The sequence below is a fragment of the Pseudomonas sp. W5-36 genome (assembly GCF_046540455.1).
Lineage (GTDB): Bacteria > Pseudomonadota > Gammaproteobacteria > Pseudomonadales > Pseudomonadaceae > Aquipseudomonas > Aquipseudomonas graminis_B.
This window is the reverse complement of the sequence record NZ_JAXCIQ010000015.1, coordinates 84626-100631: the sequence shown is the minus strand read 5'-3', so window position 1 is coordinate 100631 and position 16006 is coordinate 84626. Positions and strand designations below refer to the sequence as shown.

The following is a 16006-nucleotide window of genomic DNA, read 5'->3' as shown; positions in this document are numbered from 1 at the left end:
GTGATCGGCGTAACGGGTGCGGCTGCACATCAGTGCATCAGGTTGAACGGCGTGACGACCTGCACGTGGGACACGGGAATCGGCACCGCCTTCCACAGGCGATGGAACTGCAGGATGTGCAGAAACGCATTGCGGGCATCCACGTGCAGGTTGTGATCGATGATCGCGGCAATCTTTTCTTCCGCCAGCAGTTGCCGGTTTTCCTGATCGAGGTCGTGGCCGATGAACACCTCCAGGGGGCGGTCCAGGGCGGCGAAGGCTTCGACGATGGCGCGGTTACCGCCGCCGACGCTATAAATGGCTTTGATCGACGGATTGTCCTGCAGCGCCCGGGTCACTTTTTCAAAGGTCGGCTCATGCACGCCGAACCCTCCGGTGACGTCAACGACGCGCAGATGGGCGGCACGGCTGCGCAGCCAGGTGCGAAAACCCATCTCGCGCTCTTCCTCGCCACGAAACAGCTCGCTGCTGATCACCACGGCCACGTCTTGCGCTTCGTCGGCCAGCCAGCGCGACATCAGATACGCCGCCGTTTGCCCGGCCGTGCGATTGTCCATGCCGATGTAACCGATGCGCTCACTCTGGGGCAGGTCGGAAACAAACGTCACCACCGGCACACCCGCCGCCGTCGCCTGATTCACCGCTTCGTTGATCGGCAACTCGTCCGCGGCCTTGATGATCAGGCCCTGACTGCCTTTGCCGACGCAACGCAGAATCAGGTCGTGCATCTGCTGCGGGCCGATGGCCTGATGGAGGTGAAAGCGCGGAAAGATACGAAACGGCGCCAGACTGCCGAGCTGGGCGAGAACCGCCTCTTGCACGGCATCGCTGAAACGCTTGGGCGTGTGCAGGATGACGTCGATATGAAAGGTGCGGCCCACCGCAGGCCCGGACTTTTCCTGGGCTTCGAGTTCTTCGAGGGCTTGATGGATGCGGCGGTGGGTCTGGTAATGCACGCTGCCGCGCTGATGCAGGACGCGATCGACCGTCGCCTTGCTCACGCCGGCTTGAGTCGCGATCTGCTTGATGGAAAAACGTCTGGCGCGGTCGAGCATGTGAATCCCCTGAAGCCTCTCGATGAGGTCTTGTTGAGGTCGATTCGGGGCCTCGGTGAGGCTGTCGCAATGCTAATCGCAGTTCTATTGCTTGTACAGATGGAAATTAAATTCCAAATAAACGTCGTGGTTTTGCGTGTTCAACGACTCAATGCATTTGGCACGGGGTGTGCTGTGCTCAGTGCGTCCGACCCCATCATTCGCCAGGAGCACCCATGTTCAAAGACTATCCCGCTGCTTATCAGGTCAGCAAAGGCTCGGCGCTGCAAGTCGACACGGCGTTTTACCAACACATCCGCGAGGCGCAGGACAGTCGCACCTTGGTCGAGCAGTTCGAAGTGCCGATCCGCACCGGGCGAGCGTGGAAGGTCAAGGCCGGTCAGGTGTTCCGCGTTACCACCCCGGTGGGCCCGCAAGTGGGCGACTTCAACGTCTGGAGCGCCGATGATCCCCGCGAGCGCCTGTGGGCGGCGCGCACCCGGCAATTGCAGGGCGCCCATGTCACGACCCACGACCGGTTGTGGTCGAACCTGCCGTTCCTGCGGCCGATGATCACCATCACCGACGACAGCCTCGCCAGTTACGGCATCGACGAGCACGGCGGTCGGCTGCATGACCTGCTCGGCACCCGCTGCGATCCCTACGTGAACAAGATGCTCACCGGCGAAGACTTTCACCACCACTGCCATTCGAATCTGACCCGCGCCGTGTTGCCCCATGGCCTGACTGAATTCGACGTGCACGACGTGCTGAATATCTTCCAGTGCACCGGCTTGAATCACGACGACCTGTACTTCATGAAAGCGTGCCCGGCCAAACAGGGGGATTACCTGGAATTCTTCGCCGAAATCGACCTGCTCTGCGCGCTGTCGACGTGTCCCGGCGGCGACCTTTCCCTGCCGATGTGGGGCCCGGATGCCCAGGACCCGCTGACCGTTTGCCGGCCGCTGGGTGTAGAAATCTACGACATTGATGCGGCGTTGCTGCAAGGCTGGGAGCAGCCAAAACGAGCGGCCTACAACGGCTTGCACGGGTTGAAGATCGACAAGGCGGACTGGGAGGAGTAAGGCCGCGCTGAGTCTGGTATTTCTAATACCAGGTCCTCACCGCATTCACGCATCCCGAAACAAGTCGTGGGCGTCGAGCAGGCGCCAGGCGATTTCGGGATTCTTTTCCAGGCCGCGGCGGATGGCGGCGGGGATGGCGGCGCGGGTTTTGCGGCACATGCCGGGCAGTTCGGCGATGTCGATGACCATGCCGCGCATGCTGCGCACTTCATTGAAGCCGGGGCCAATGTCCAGGCGGATGCCCAACTGGTCGAACATCCGCGCTTGCAGGCGCTGCAGATCTTCCAGCGTGGCGATATTTTCCAGACGCTCAAGCAGACGTTTCTCTTCCTGACGGGTCAGGCGAAGGATGCGCACGTCCGCGCCCTCCAGCTCCAACAGTCGGTCGCGGTCGCATTTACAGGCGCCGGGCGGGCAGGGTGAGCGGATCGGCAATGGGGAAGTCATGGGCTCCGATCATAACCATGGGCTGTTGGGATTTACAGCCGTAGCGCTGGTGATCGCGCTGAAAACTCAAATGGCTGATTTGGTAAGGCCAATACCTAAATAGATTAATTGGTCTTGCCAATGGTCAGGCGGCTGTGTCATTTTTTCCTGCAGCGCCGCGCTTGTCATGGCTGCAGCCACTGCACCTGCGGCCCGCGCTTCCAGAATCCATCCGCCACCTCACAACAACAAGATCACTGCCCGGTAACCTGCGGCTCTGGCCGTTTCAGCGATGCCGGCGTGCCTGGTCTGGAGAGAGAAGATGCTCACCGTCGTCTGCGAAAAACCCGGTTCCCTGCTGGCCCTTGACCGTCCGAAACCCGAACGGGCACCCGGCGAGACGCTGGTCCGCATCAAGCGGGTCGGGGTCTGTGGCACAGATCTGCATATCTTCAACGGCAACCAGCCGTTCCTCGAATACCCCCGGGTCATGGGCCACGAATTTTCCGGCATTGTCGAGCAAAGCGAGGCGGGCAGCGGGCTTGAGCCGGGCGACGTGGTCTATGTGATGCCGTACCTGTCCTGTGGCGACTGCATAGCCTGCCGTCAGGGCAAGACCAATTGCTGCGTGCGCATTCAAGTGCTGGGCGTCCATCGCGACGGCGCATTCACCGAATACCTGAGCCTGCCCCACGGCTTCGTGCTCAAGGCGGACGGGGTCACGCTGGATCAGGCGGCCATGATCGAATTTCTGTCCATTGGCGCCCATGCGGTGCGTCGTTCGGACGTGCAAGCCGGCCAGCGGGCGCTGGTGGTCGGCACCGGCCCGATTGGCATGGCGGTGGCAATTTTCTCCCGTCTGCGGGGCGCGAAAGTCACGGTGCTCGACACCCGTGAGGACCGCCTGACGTTCTGCAAGCAGCACCTGCAGATTGACTCGGCCGTGCTGATCGGCGAAGACGACAAGCAGCAACTGGAGCAACTGACCGAGGGCGAATTCTTCGATGTGGTGTACGACGCCACCGGCAACGCCAAGGCCATGGAGCGCGGTTTCGAATTCATCGCCCACGGCGGCAAATACGTGCTGGTGTCCATCGTCCGCGACACCATCAGCTTCTCCGACCCTGAATTTCACAAGCGCGAAGCGACGCTCATGGGCAGTCGCAACGCCACCGTCGAAGACTTCCGCTACGTCGAGCAATGCCTGCGCGACGGCTTGATCCCGGACGCCGCGCTCAATACCCACCGCATGGCCCTGAGCGAAGTGACCGAGCGCTTCACCACGCTGCTCGACCCTGCGCAGCGGGTCGTCAAAGCCATCGTCGAATGCTAGGAGGCGCGGGCATGCAGGCAACCCCGTTCACCCCCATCCTGCAGTTCGGCACCAGCCGTTTTCTTCAGGCCCATGCCGATCTGTTCATTTCCCAGGCCCTGGAGAAGGGCCAAGCGCTGGGCAGAATCACCGTCGTGCAAACCACTGGCAGCGCCGACAGCGCGCAGCGGGTGCAGGCGCTGGCCGGTGGCACGGGTTATCCGGTGCGCATTCAGGGCGCAGAAAACGGTCGCACGGTGAACGAGGAGTTTTGGTCCACTTCCATTGCCGGCGCGCTGCAAGCCGGCCCTGACTGGCCGGTGATTCGTCAGGCGATTCGGCACGACGTGCAGGTGGTGATCTCCAACACTGGCGACAAAGGCTATGTGCTGGAGGCGGCGGACACGGCGTCTTGCCTGGCCGCCGATGCGCCGACGCCCCGGAGTTTTCCGGCGAAACTGCTGGTGTTGCTCCATGACCGCTGGCTGGAGAATCCTGATGCGCCGCTGTCGCTGTTTCCCTGTGAGCTGGTGTCACGCAATGGCGATGTGCTGCGCGACCTGATCATTCAACTGGCGGTGGCGTGGGGCATCGACGCCGGGTTTGCGCACTACCTGCGCGACACCTGCCGCTGGGCGAATTCCCTGGTGGATCGCATCGTCTCGCAGCCCATCCAGCCGGTAGGCGCCATTGCCGAGCCGTACGCGATCTGGGCGATTGAGCGTCAGCCTGGGCTGGTGGTGCCGTGTAGGCATCCTTGTATGGTGGTGACGGATGAGCTGGAGCAGTACGAGCAGTTCAAGCTGTTCATGCTGAATTTGGGGCACACCTGGCTGGCCGAACGTTGGTTGAAAGATGGCCGGCCTGAGGGCGAGACGGTGTTTGAGGCCATGAACGACCCGCTGCTGCGCGGGAGCCTGGAGGATCTGTGGGAGCGGGAGGTGCTGCCCGTGTTTGCGGCGAAGGGCAAAGGGGATCAGGCGCACAACTATCTGGCCAGCGTCCGCGACCGTTTTCTCAACCCGTTCCTGCAGCACCGGATTGCCGACATCGCGCAAAACCACGAAGAGAAGAAACGCCGCAGGTTCTTGCCGGTGGTGGAGATGGGGCGGCGAATTGTGGGGTTGGAGCAGCCGCTGCTCAAGGGCGCGTTGGCCGATTGATTCCCGCCTGACACACCAAGATTCCATAGTGGGACCGGCTTTAACCGGGAAGGCGTCAATTAGCACACCGCAAAATCGAGGGTGAACGCACTGGCCTCTTCCCGGCTGAAGCCGGTCCCACTAAAAGATCGCGTGCATCCAGTGATGACCGCGTCCATGGTCCCGCCACAAGGCGCCCCGAAGCCTGTGATATCCTCCGGCGCATCCTGATGGAACGTGATTGATGACCGCGCCAAGCCCTGCCCCCGAACGCCGCCTGTACCAGATCACCGCCGACCGATTGCGCGAGCACATTCGCAAGCATGGCATCGCCCCTGGCGCGCGCCTGCCTCCCGAGCGCGATCTGGCGCAGTTGCTCGGCGTCTCCCGGCCATCCCTTCGCGAAGCCCTGATCGCCCTGGAAATCGAAGGCAGCGTCGAAATCCGCATGGGTTCCGGCATCTACGTCTGTGAGCACCTGCTTGGGGTCAAAGGCAAAACCCGCACGCTGGGCGAGAGCCCGTCCGAGCTGATGCAGGCCAGAGCACTGATCGAAGGTGAGAGCGTGATGCTGGCCTGTCTGCACGGCAGCAAGGCTGATTTTCGCTACCTGCAGGGTTGCATCGACAAGATGCGCGAGGGGGCGCTCAAAGGCGTGCCGGCGCTGGATGACGACCGCAAGTTCCATCAGCGGCTGGCGAAAATGAGCGGCAACTCGACCCTGGTGCGCATCATCACCTCATTGTTCGAAGAGCGGTACAGCCCGCTGACCGCCCATGTCAGCGAACACTCCGAAACCACCGAAACCTGGGCCATGGCCGTGGCCGAACACGAAGCCATTCTGCACGCCGTCCAGACCCGCGACCTGATTGGCGCCCAGACCGCCATGCGCGAACACCTGCGCCGCTCCGAAGCGCGCTGGCTCGATGGCAGGGATGCGGAGCTGCGTTAACAGGCGCCCGCCGCAAGGCGGTGCTGTTCAAAAGTCCTCAGCCTCACGCCATCGTTTTGCGGATCCCTTCCCACAAGCCATTCAGGTACACCGCACCCAGCGCCCGGTCGTAGAGGCCGTAGCCTGGCTTGCCGGTTTCGCCCCAAATCATGCGTCCGTGGTCAGGGCGGTAATAACCCTCGAAGCCGGTCTCGACGTAGGCCTTGACGATCTCGGCCATGTCCAGCGAGCCGTCCTCCGAGCGGTGTGCGGTCTCAAAAAAATCGCCGGCTTCGTTGACCTTCACATTGCGCAGATGGGCGAAGTGAATGCGACCCTGACCGCCGAATTCTCGCACCAGCGAGGGGATGTCATTGCCCAGATCGGCGCCGAGGGAGCCTGAACACAGGGTCAACCCGTTAGCCGGGTCATCGACCATGGCCAAAATGTGCGCGAGGTCTTCGCGATTCTTCACCACCCGCGGCATGCCGAACATCGAGCGCGGCGGGTCGTCCGGGTGCAGGGCCATCTTGATGCCGGCGTCTTTTGCAACCGGGATGATGCGCTCCAGAAAGTATGCGAGCCGTTCGCGCAGGGTGGCTTCGTCGACCTGGGCGTATTCGTTGATCAACGCGCGCAGGACCTCCGGCTCATAGCTGACGTCCCAGCCAGGCAGGCTGATGCCGTTGTCCAGGTTCGCCTGCTCGATCACCGCCACGTCGAACGCCAGGGTGGTCGAACCGTCGGGCAGCTCCATGGCCAGGGTCGAGCGGGTCCAGTCGAACACCGGCATGAAGTTGTAGCAGACCACCTTGATCCCGCAGGCCGCCAGGTTGCGCAAGGTCTGGCCGTAATTGTCGATCAGTTGATCGCGGGAAGGTAGGCCACGCTTGATGTCTTCGTGGACCGGCACGCTCTCGATGACCTCCAGCTCCAGGCCGTGGGCATTCACCGTGGCCTTGAGGGCGGCGATCTTGTCCAGCGGCCAGACCTCGCCCACCGGGATGTCGTAGATGGCCGAGACCACGCCGGTCATGCCGGGGATCTGGCGGATGTAGGGCAGGGTGACGGGATCGCTGTCGCCGTACCAACGGAAGGTCATCTTCATTGCGCAGTCCTTGTTGTTATGGGGGCAGTCCGCTCAAGACCGCCAGTGCCTCGCCGCCAGCGGCCCGAGGTGGCTTGCGCAGCAGGATAGATTGGTCAGGCCAAATTATGCAAATACCGACCGTCCAGCCACAAAACCGCAAATAAATCGCCTTTTCAATTTCCATAACCTGGTTTTCGGGTCTAGTATCCGCTGCATTCGGATATTTGGTCAGGCCAATTCCGCGGTTCTCGACGGGTGCTTTATCCCTCGTTGAGCAGCGTACGAATCAAGGCCAGGGCGCTATGCGAAGCTCAAACGAAGTCTTACTCATAAAAATAATTAGGAGGACTCGCCATGCAGAAAGGGCGCTGGTTGGTAATTTTTCTGTGCTTCCTCGCGGTGGCCATCAACTACATCGACAGGGCCAACCTCGCGGTTGCCGCCCCTTACATCCAGAAAGAGCTCGCCTTGGGCTCAGGGCAAATGGGCCTGCTGCTCAGCGGCTTCTTCTGGACCTACGCACTCATGCAAATGCCGTTTGGCTGGTTCGTCGACAAGGTCGGCGCGCGCATCGCGCTGCCCCTCGCGGTGGCCTGGTGGTCGCTGTTCACGGCGGCCACGGCGGCGGCCAGCAGCCTGGCGTCGATGTTCGGTTGCCGGCTGATGCTCGGCGTGGGCGAGGCGGGGGCGTATCCGTCCTGCGCGAAAATCGTCAGCCAGTGGTTCGACGTCAAGGAGCGCGGCTTTGCCACCAGCATCTTCGACAGCGGTTCGCGGGTCGGCTCGGCGCTGTCCATCCCGCTGGTGGCGCTGATCATTGAGCTGTGGGGCTGGCGCGCGTCGTTCATCATCACCGGCGCGGTGGGCCTGATCTGGGTCGTGGGCTGGTTCCTGATCTACAAAGAGCCCCAAGCCGTTGCCGCCATCGAGCAGCATGAGGCAGGCAAGGCGGCAACCCTCGCCGCGCGGCCGAAAGTGAAATGGGCCTCGCTGTTTCGCCACCGCACCCTGTGGGGAATGATGCTGGGCTTCTTCTGCCTGAACTTCGTGATCTATTTCTTCATCACCTGGTTCCCGACCTATCTGGTCACCGAGCGCGGTTTCTCGCTGAAATCCCTCGGTACGCTGGGCACCATCCCGGCGGTGGCGTCCATCGTCGGTGGCTGGATCGGCGGACTGACCTCCGACGCGCTGTACCGCCGGGGCTGGAGCCTGACCGCCGCGCGCAAGACCTGCATCGTCGGCGGCATGTTGATGTCGTCGAGCATTTCGCTGTCGGTGTTCGTTGACAGCACCTGGGCGATGCTCGGCTTTTTCAGTCTGGCCTATGCCAGCCTGGCGTTCGCCGGCGCGAGCATCTGGTGCCTGCCGGCTGATGTGGCGCCGTCGCCTGCCCACGTAGCGTCGATCGGCGGCATCCAGAACTTCGCGTCGAACACCGCCGGGATCTTCATCACCACCTTCACCGGCTTCATGCTGGTGATCGGCAACGGCTCGTTCACCGCGCCGCTGATGACCGCCGGGGCGTTTGCCCTGTTGGGGGCGTTCAGCTATTTGTTCATCGTCGGCAAGATCGAGCCGTTTTCCACGACGCCGGAGGATGCCGCGCCGCTGGACGCGTCGGCGGTCGCCCAGCGCACCTGAATGTTGAAACAGATGCGGGCACCACTTCTGCGGGGTGCCCACTGACGCTTTCCCGGCTAAAGCCGGTCCCACAAGTCGGCGTTCTAGCCGGTCCTACTGCGCGGTGCGCCCTTCGGCTTTCACTGCCGCGCGAATCGCTTCCAGCAGCATCTGGCACGCCGGGTTGTCGTTGTCCGAGCGCCACACCAGATGCAGCTCGCTCTGCACCCCTTCACCCAGATCGATGTCGCGAAACGTCACGCCCTTGAACACCACGTTGGTGGCACAGCGTGGCACCAGCGCCAGGCCCATGCCGGCGTTCACCAGCGCCAGAATGGTCAGCGACGAACCCAGCCACTGCACGTACTCGGGCGCCACTTGCGCCGAGCGAAACATGCCGGTGAGCAGTTCGTTGAACGGCGGGTAGGCCGAGTGCGAGTACATGAGGAAGGGCTGGACGTCGAGGTCCTGCACGCTGATGTTCCGTGCGTTCGCCAGCGGATGACTGCTGGGCACCGCCAGCACGAACGGCTCGCGGACCAGGCATTCGGTCTCGTAACCGGGCTGCAGCAGCGGCGCCCGCACGATGCCCAGGTCGATGCGCCGGGCGCGCAGGGCTTCGTGTTGCTGGTACGTGTTGAGTTCAGTGAGGGAGATTTTCACGTGGGGCTGGTTCTGCCGGGCTTCGGCGATGACCCGTGGCAGAAACTCGTACACCGCGCTGCCGACGAAACTGATGGTTACCGAGCCGATGTCGCCTTCGGCAAAGCGCCGCGCCGCGATGGCCGCCTGATGAGCCCGCTCCAGCAGCGTCTGCGCTTCGATGAAAAACGCCCGGCCCGCCGCGGTCAACGCGACGCTGCGGGTGTTGCGGTTGAACAGCTGAACCCCCAGCGAATGCTCAAGCAACTGGATCTGCCGACTCAGGGGCGGCTGGGTCATGTTCAGCCGCTCGGCCGCCCGGCGGAAGTTGAGTTCGGTGGCGACGGTGGTGAAGCAGCGCAGCTGGGCGAGCTCGAACATTGATCTAATCCAGGTATCAATCAACAGTTAATCTAGATTAGACGGGAACAATGCCTCGGTCCATGATCGGTTCATTCCACGCTATCCCACAAAAAATACAAAGACCGGGAGTCGCACCTTGAACCGCACCGTTCCCACCCCTGCACCCCTCAGCAGCGCCGATCCCACCGTGCTGGCCCGTGCGGCCACGAAGGTGAAGCGTCATGTGTTGCCGTTGTTCGTGATCATGTTCATCGTCAACTACATCGACCGGGTCAACATCGGCTTCGTCCGCAGCCACATGGAAACCGACCTGGGCATCGGCGCCGCCGCCTACGGGCTCGGCGCCGGTCTGTTTTTCGTCGGCTACGCGCTGTTCGAAGTCCCGTCGAACATGCTCCTGCAACGCTTCGGCGCCCGCGCCTGGCTGACGCGCATCATGTTCACCTGGGGCGCTGCGGCAATGGCCATGGCCTTCGTCCGTGGCGAAACCAGTTTCTACGTGTTGCGCTTCATCCTCGGCGCGGCGGAAGCGGGGTTCTTTCCCGGCATCATTTATTACTTCACCCAATGGCTGCCTTCCAGCGAACGCGGCAAGGCCATGGCCATCTTTCTCAGCGGCTCGGCCATTGCGTCGGTGATTTCCGGGCCGGTGTCCGGTGCATTGCTCGGCGTCAGCGGTCTGAACCTGCACGGCTGGCAGTGGATGTTCATCATCGAAGGCTTTGCTTCCATCGCCTTGTGCGGCTTCGTCTGGTTCTGGCTGCAGTCCCATATCCGCGACGCCAAGTGGCTGAGCGAAGAAGAGAAGGGCGCACTGATCAGCGCCATCGACGCCGAACAGCGCGCCCGGGAAGCGGCACAAGTGATCAAACCGTCGATCTTCAAGCTGCTCGCCGATCGGCAGATCATGCTGTTTTGCTTCATCTACTTTTCCGTGGCCCTGACCATCTACGGCGCGACCTTCTGGCTGCCGAGCATGATCAAGAAGATGGGCAGCCTCAGCGATTTCGAAGTCGGCCTGTTCAACTCGATTCCGTGGATCATCTCGATCGTCGCCATGTATGGCTTCGCGGCGCTGGCCGCACGCTTCAAGCATCAACAGGCGTGGGTCGCGGTCACCTTGGTGGTTGCCGCGTGCGGGATGTTCATGTCCACCGTCGGCGGGCCGATTTTCGCCTTCGTCGCCATCTGCTTTGCGGCCATCGGTTTCAAGGCGGCGTCGGCGCTGTTCTGGCCCATTCCCCAAGGCTATCTGGACGCGCGCATCGCTGCGGCCGTGATCGCGCTGATCAATTCCATCGGCAACCTCGGCGGCTTCGTGGCGCCCACCGCGTTCGGCTTTCTGGAGCAGAAAACCGGCTCTATTCAAGGCGGCATGTACGGCCTGGCACTGACCTCGCTGGTAGCGGCCGTGGTGATCTTCTTCGTCCGTACCACGCCGAAGGGCGACCCATACCGCCCAAAGCTTGAAGACGCTGCGCCACGGCCTGCAGCCAGCGCGCTCAGCCCCCATTCAAGTCTTAAACCCTAGCCTCGAACCCTGATTGACCGGGAGAAGTCATTTGAAAATCACACGCGTCACCGTCACCCCGATTGCCTTCCGCGATCCGCCGTTGCTCAACGCCAGCGGCATCCACGAGCCCTTCGCCCTGCGCTCGATCATCGAAGTCGAAACCGACAACGGCTACCTCGGCCTCGGCGAAAGCTACGGCGATGCGCCGGCCCTGGCGATCCAGCAGCAGTTGCAAAGCCAGTTGGTCGGCATGGACCCGTTCAACCTCAACCACTTGCGGGCGGTGGTCAACGCTACGGTGGCGGCTAACAAACCTGCTTCAATGGCGGGTGCCGAGTTGGCGCCGGGTTCTCACGCCAGCAAAGCGGTGAGCAATGCCTATTCGGCGTTCGAAGTGGCGTTTCTCGATGTGCAGGCACGTTCCATGAATCTGCCGCTGGTTGACCTGCTGGGCGGTGCCGTTCGCGACCGCGTGCCGTTCAGCGCGTACCTGTTCTTCAAATACGCCCAACACGCCGACTCGCCCTACGCGCCGGACAGCTGGGGAGAAGCGCTGAGCGAAGAACAGATCGTCGCCCAGGCGCGGCGGATGATCGACGCCTACGGTTTCAAAAGCATCAAACTGAAAGCCGGCGCGCTGGACCCGGAACACGAAGTGGCGTGCATCAAGGCGCTGAAAAAGGCATTCCCGGGCTATCCGCTGCGCATCGACCCCAACGGTAACTGGTCCCTGGACACCTCGATCCGCATGGCCGAACTGCTCGGCGACGACCTGCAATACTACGAAGACCCGACCCCCGGGCTGGACGGCATGGCCGAACTGCATAAACGTACCGGCCTGCCGCTGGCGACCAACATGGTCGTCACCGACTTCGACGAATTCCGCCGCAGCGTCGCGCTGAACAGCGTGCAGATCGTCCTCGCCGACCACCATTACTGGGGCGGCCTGCGCGACACCCAGGCGCTGGCAAAAATGTGCGACACCTTCGGCCTCGGCGTCTCCATGCACTCCAACTCCCACCTGGGTATCAGCCTCATGGCCATGACCCACGTCGCCGCCGCCGTCCCCAACCTCGACTTCGCCTGCGACACCCACTACCCGTGGCAAGAACCGGACGAAGAGGTCATCAAAGGCGGCAAACTCCCCATCATCGACGGCTGCGTCCACCTCACCCGCGAGCCCGGGTTGGGACTGGAGCTGGACTACGACCAGCTGGGCAAACTCAACGACCAATATCTAACGTGTGGCATTCGCCGGCGTGACGACGTGCGGGAAATGCAGAAATACAAACCGGAGTGGAAGGCGGTGAAGCCACGGTATTGAGGTTGGAGGGAGTCATTACCAGGGCGGGTCGGAAGCGAGACCAGACACAGACAGACCGGGGACAGATTAATTTACGGTGAAGCGTTGTAAATAAATCAGTCCCCTTTGGAAAAACCCGAAGATCCTCCAGTGCCGGATGTATCCCCACGCAGAGCGTGGGAACGATCGGCGTTGGGCAGCGAAATTTCCGTTGCCGTCACCGGCCTCTTCCCGGCTAAAGCCGGTCCCACTAACAGACCGCACGCGCCCGTAGGACCGCCTTCAGCCGGGAAGCTTTTGCTTTGCTTTTGATCTGCTTTTGATCTTCCTGCGCAGAAGGTCCAGACACCGCCAATCGCGACTTTGGTGCAGGCCGAACGTAGACGACGCGGAGTGGGCCGAGCCGCATGGATGCGGCGAGAGCGCCGTCAGGACATGGATGTCCGTTCGGCGCGGGCCCACGGAGCGTCGTCGGAGTGAGGGAACCCGACGAAGTCGGGCCAAGCCGAGAGCAGGCACTTTTGGTTACTTTTAGTGCTTTTTAAAAGTAACTCGCCGAAGGCGAAACAGTCTGCCCCTAGGCAGACGCTTGTGATTCTGGCGCCCTCAGCCTTAGCAGACGAGCCCCGTCAAACGGATCAACCAACCAATGCCCCCGCACCCCAAACACGTCACTCAACAGCTCCGGCGACAACACATCAAACGGCGAACCCAGCGCCACCAAACGCCCCCCGTCCATCACCGCCAGACGATCACACCCCAACGCCTGATTCAAATCATGCAACGCCACCACCGTCGTCACCGGCAACTGCTGAACCAACCGCAAAATCGACAACTGCTGCTGAATATCCAAATGATTCGTCGGCTCATCCAGCAACAACACCTGCGGCCGCTGCGCCAGCGCCCGTGCAATATGCCCGCGCTGCTGCTCCCCGCCCGACAACGTATGCCACGCCCGATGCGCCAGATGCTGCAAACTCACATCCGCCAACGCCTGCGCCACAATCCGGTCATCAACCTCACCCCACGGCGCCAGCGCCGACAGCCACGGCGTACGGCCCAGCTCAACCGCCTGCAACAGACTGATCGAATCCCCCGTCTGCGCATGCTGCTCCACCACCGCCACCTGCCGCGCAATGTCTCGCCGGCTCAACGCCGACAAGCGCTGCCCACCCAGGCGAACGTCGCCCTGGGACGGCTTTTGAATCCCCGCCAGCAACTTCAGCAGCGTCGACTTCCCCGAGCCATTGGGCCCGACCACCCCCAGGTTTTCCCCCGGCCGAATCGCCAGGCTCACCCCGCTGAGCAGTGGCGCGCCCTTGACCGAGTAACTCAGGTCACTGCCTTCCAGCATGGCGCCGGACACCTCCTGGCGGGCGTTCATCTAGCACGGTTCCCACGGACCAGAATCATGGCAAACACCGGCGCGCCCACCAGCGCCGTGATGACCCCGATCGGCAACACCTGACCCTTGATCAAGGTGCGCGACAGCACATCGGCGGCAATCATGAACAGCGCGCCGATCAGGGCGCTCAAGGGCAGCAACCGTGCATGACGCACGCCCGCCACCAGGCGCACCGCATGGGGAATCACCAGACCGACGAAGCCGATGGAGCCGACAATCGACACCATCACCGCCGTCATCAGTGCGGCGGTGAGGATCAGCACCGCCTGCACCCGGCGCACCGGAATGCCCAGGGACGCGGCCGAATCGCCGCCAAACGTGAACGCATCCAGCGCGCGCCGATGCCACAGGCACACCAGCAAGCCGAGGACCACGACCGGCACCGACAGCGCCACCGACGACCAGCGCACGCCGCTGAGATTGCCCAGCAGCCAGAACATGATCCCGCGGGCCTGCTCGGCATTGGCCGACTTGGTGATCAGGAAGGACGTCAGGGCGTTGAACAGCTGGGACCCGGCAATGCCCGCCAGGATGATCTGGCCCGCAGCGGTCTGGCCCCGAGAGGAGCGGGCGAGCAGGGCGACCAGCGCAAAGGCGGCAATCGCCCCGGCAAAGGCGCCGGTGGACAGGGAGATCGTCCCGGCACCGATGCCGATGATCGCCACCAAGACCGCGCCGGTTGAAGCGCCGGCAGAAATGCCCAGCAAGTAGGGGTCGGCCAGGGGGTTGCGCAGCAGCGATTGCAAAACCACGCCCGACACCGCCAGCCCTGCGCCGCAGGTGGCGGCAACGATGGCCCGGGTCAGCCGGTAATTCCAGACGATGCCCTCATCGATCGGGTCCAGAGGAAAACCCGCGGCCCACAGCTTGTTCGCCATTACCTGAACGATCACCGGCAGGCTGATCGACGTCTCGCCGATCGCCACGCCCGCGAGCACCGCCAACGCCAGCAACGCGATGGCCCAGGCGCCATGCCCGAAGATGCGGACGACGCTCGACCGGAGCATGCCGACAGACGTCATGGCGCGAGAGTGGCCCCGGCCAGCTGTTCGATACCGTCAAACAGCCGCACGCTGGACTCCATGGCGCTGGCGTCCATGATCACGATGCGATTGTTTTTCACTGCATCCATATTGCGGGTGACCGGATCAGAGCGGAGGAAGGCCAGCTTCTTTTCGTGATCGTCGGCCGGGAAGCGGCGGCGGTCCATGCGCGCGATGACCAGCACGGTCGGGTTGGCCTTGGCGATGGTTTCCCAGCCCACTGTCGGCCATTCCTCATCGGATTCGATGACGTTGCGCATGCCGAGGGTGTCGAGCATGAAGTTGGGAATGCCCTTGCGCCCGGCCACGTACGGATCGACGTTGATGTCAGGGCTGGAAAACCAGAACACCGCCGAGACGGGTGGGTTGGCATGGGCTTTTGCCTGCGCCACAGCTTTGGCCAGCCGCCCCTGATAATCCGCGATCAGGTGCTCGCCACGGTCTTGCACATCGAAGATCTGCGCCAGCTGACCGAGGCTTTTGTACAGCGTTTCGATGCGGAAGGCTTCGAGGCGCGTGCCGTCGGCGCCGACCCGGTTGTTCTTGCCCTCGCAATCGGAGGGCAGGATGTAGGTGGGAATGCCTAAATCGCGAAACTGCTCGCGGGTGCCGACCGCGCCCTGTGGGCCGACCATCCACTCAAACTGCACCGGGACGAAATCCGGGCGTTTGCCGATCACCGATTCGAAGCTCGGCGCATTGTCGGCCAGGCGCTCGATGCCGTCGTTGAGGGTTTGGTACTGGGGCAGGACGGGGTTGAACCACAGTGACGTGCCCACGACCTTCGGGCCCAGGCCAAGGGCATAGAGCATTTCGGTGGCGGCCTGGCCGATGGTCACGGTTTTCTGCGGCGCGTGGTTGAACGTCAGCGCTTCGCCACAGTTGTCCACGGTCAAGGGGTAGGCCGTCGACGCCGCGAGCGCGGCGGTGGGCAAGGTCAGCGTGACGAACAGGGCGGCGAGGCGGCGCAGCGGCATGAACAGCGATCTCCAGAAAGCCTGATTGCTTGGCGAAGCAGGCGCTGGAAAGTCCATCCCGGCAGGCGCCCTGAAAGTGGGGGCGCCCACAGCGTGCGCGAAACGACGCACGAA

14 protein-coding genes are annotated in these 16006 nt (G+C 62.8%); 7 read left to right on the top strand and 7 right to left on the bottom strand.

Annotated features, from left to right (window positions below; translation table 11 throughout):
• Positions 1–29: 29 nt before the first annotated feature.
• Entirely contained in the window at positions 30–1055 is a 1026-nt protein-coding gene (locus SLW74_RS21220) for a LacI family DNA-binding transcriptional regulator (RefSeq protein WP_369319022.1), read from the bottom strand.
• Between the two features lie 215 nt (positions 1056–1270).
• Between SLW74_RS21220 and SLW74_RS21215 the strand changes: the two genes are divergently transcribed.
• A complete protein-coding gene (locus SLW74_RS21215; RefSeq protein ID WP_065990374.1) occupies positions 1271–2122 on the top strand; it encodes an urea carboxylase-associated family protein in 852 nt (283 codons plus the stop codon).
• A gap of 45 nt (positions 2123–2167) precedes the next feature.
• Here the strand turns inward: SLW74_RS21215 and SLW74_RS21210 are convergent, their stop codons facing one another.
• A complete protein-coding gene (locus tag SLW74_RS21210; protein ID WP_192136043.1) occupies positions 2168–2569 on the bottom strand; it encodes a hypothetical protein in 402 nt (133 codons plus the stop codon).
• A 301-nt stretch (positions 2570–2870) separates the two neighbouring features.
• Here SLW74_RS21210 and SLW74_RS21205 point away from each other — a divergent pair, with 301 nt between their 5' ends.
• From SLW74_RS21205 to SLW74_RS21195, 3 genes are all read left to right on the top strand, one after another.
• Complete coding sequence (locus SLW74_RS21205) at positions 2871–3881, top strand: zinc-binding alcohol dehydrogenase family protein (protein WP_410929995.1); 1011 nt, start codon at positions 2871–2873, stop codon at positions 3879–3881.
• Positions 3882–3892: 11 nt separating this feature from the next.
• Positions 3893–5023: a mannitol dehydrogenase family protein gene (locus tag SLW74_RS21200; protein WP_410929994.1), complete on the top strand. Its 1131-nt coding sequence runs from the start codon at positions 3893–3895 to the stop codon at positions 5021–5023.
• Positions 5024–5246: 223 nt separating this feature from the next.
• Positions 5247–5954, top strand: coding sequence for a FadR/GntR family transcriptional regulator (locus SLW74_RS21195; RefSeq protein WP_410929993.1), 708 nt, complete (start codon positions 5247–5249; stop codon positions 5952–5954).
• 43 nt (positions 5955–5997) lie between these two features.
• Here the strand turns inward: SLW74_RS21195 and uxuA are convergent, their stop codons facing one another.
• On the bottom strand, positions 5998–7041 hold the full coding sequence (gene uxuA / locus SLW74_RS21190) for a mannonate dehydratase (protein ID WP_065990383.1): 1044 nt from the start codon (positions 7039–7041) through the stop codon (positions 5998–6000).
• Positions 7042–7377: 336 nt separating this feature from the next.
• Here uxuA and SLW74_RS21185 point away from each other — a divergent pair, with 336 nt between their 5' ends.
• Positions 7378–8667, top strand: coding sequence for an MFS transporter (locus tag SLW74_RS21185; protein ID WP_065990385.1), 1290 nt, complete (start codon positions 7378–7380; stop codon positions 8665–8667).
• A 93-nt stretch (positions 8668–8760) separates the two neighbouring features.
• On the opposite strand, the gene SLW74_RS21180 is transcribed toward SLW74_RS21185, so the two are convergent.
• Positions 8761–9669: a LysR substrate-binding domain-containing protein gene (locus SLW74_RS21180; protein WP_410929992.1), complete on the bottom strand. Its 909-nt coding sequence runs from the start codon at positions 9667–9669 to the stop codon at positions 8761–8763.
• 169 nt (positions 9670–9838) lie between these two features.
• On the opposite strand from SLW74_RS21180, the gene SLW74_RS21175 reads away from it, so the two are divergent.
• A complete protein-coding gene (locus tag SLW74_RS21175) occupies positions 9839–11182 on the top strand; it encodes an MFS transporter (protein WP_410930015.1) in 1344 nt (447 codons plus the stop codon).
• 31 nt (positions 11183–11213) lie between these two features.
• Positions 11214–12488 carry a glucarate dehydratase family protein gene (locus SLW74_RS21170; RefSeq protein ID WP_410929991.1) on the top strand — a complete coding sequence of 425 codons (1275 nt, stop codon included), beginning with the start codon at positions 11214–11216 and terminating at the stop codon, positions 12486–12488.
• Between the two features lie 556 nt (positions 12489–13044).
• Here SLW74_RS21170 and SLW74_RS21165 read toward each other — a convergent pair.
• The 3 genes from SLW74_RS21165 to SLW74_RS21155 are packed head-to-tail and all read right to left on the bottom strand — an operon-like array spanning position 13045 to position 15892.
• Positions 13045–13851 (bottom strand): ABC transporter ATP-binding protein, encoded by an 807-nt coding sequence (locus SLW74_RS21165; protein ID WP_410929990.1) that lies wholly within the window; start codon positions 13849–13851, stop codon positions 13045–13047.
• On the bottom strand, positions 13848–14879 hold the full coding sequence (locus SLW74_RS21160) for a FecCD family ABC transporter permease (protein ID WP_410929989.1): 1032 nt from the start codon (positions 14877–14879) through the stop codon (positions 13848–13850). Before SLW74_RS21160 ends, SLW74_RS21165 begins: the two co-directional genes overlap by 4 nt.
• Before the next feature lie 11 nt (positions 14880–14890).
• Entirely contained in the window at positions 14891–15892 is a 1002-nt protein-coding gene (locus tag SLW74_RS21155) for an ABC transporter substrate-binding protein (RefSeq protein WP_410929988.1), read from the bottom strand.
• Positions 15893–16006: the final 114 nt, after the last annotated feature.

What these genes read in the sequence shown, in the direction of transcription:
- SLW74_RS21160 (WP_410929989.1), bottom strand. Translation starts at nt 14,879, where the DNA reads ATGCTCCGGTCGAGCGTCGTCCGCATCTTCGGGCATGGCGCCTGGGCC.
- SLW74_RS21205 (WP_410929995.1), top strand. Translation starts at nt 2,871, where the DNA reads ATGCTCACCGTCGTCTGCGAAAAACCCGGTTCCCTGCTGGCCCTTGAC.
- SLW74_RS21200 (WP_410929994.1), top strand. Translation starts at nt 3,893, where the DNA reads ATGCAGGCAACCCCGTTCACCCCCATCCTGCAGTTCGGCACCAGCCGT.
- uxuA (WP_065990383.1), bottom strand. Translation starts at nt 7,041, where the DNA reads ATGAAGATGACCTTCCGTTGGTACGGCGACAGCGATCCCGTCACCCTG.
- SLW74_RS21165 (WP_410929990.1), bottom strand. Translation starts at nt 13,851, where the DNA reads ATGAACGCCCGCCAGGAGGTGTCCGGCGCCATGCTGGAAGGCAGTGAC.
- SLW74_RS21220 (WP_369319022.1), bottom strand. Translation starts at nt 1,055, where the DNA reads ATGCTCGACCGCGCCAGACGTTTTTCCATCAAGCAGATCGCGACTCAA.
- SLW74_RS21195 (WP_410929993.1), top strand. Translation starts at nt 5,247, where the DNA reads ATGACCGCGCCAAGCCCTGCCCCCGAACGCCGCCTGTACCAGATCACC.
- SLW74_RS21155 (WP_410929988.1), bottom strand. Translation starts at nt 15,892, where the DNA reads ATGCCGCTGCGCCGCCTCGCCGCCCTGTTCGTCACGCTGACCTTGCCC.
- SLW74_RS21210 (WP_192136043.1), bottom strand. Translation starts at nt 2,569, where the DNA reads ATGACTTCCCCATTGCCGATCCGCTCACCCTGCCCGCCCGGCGCCTGT.
- SLW74_RS21180 (WP_410929992.1), bottom strand. Translation starts at nt 9,669, where the DNA reads ATGTTCGAGCTCGCCCAGCTGCGCTGCTTCACCACCGTCGCCACCGAA.
- SLW74_RS21185 (WP_065990385.1), top strand. Translation starts at nt 7,378, where the DNA reads ATGCAGAAAGGGCGCTGGTTGGTAATTTTTCTGTGCTTCCTCGCGGTG.
- SLW74_RS21215 (WP_065990374.1), top strand. Translation starts at nt 1,271, where the DNA reads ATGTTCAAAGACTATCCCGCTGCTTATCAGGTCAGCAAAGGCTCGGCG.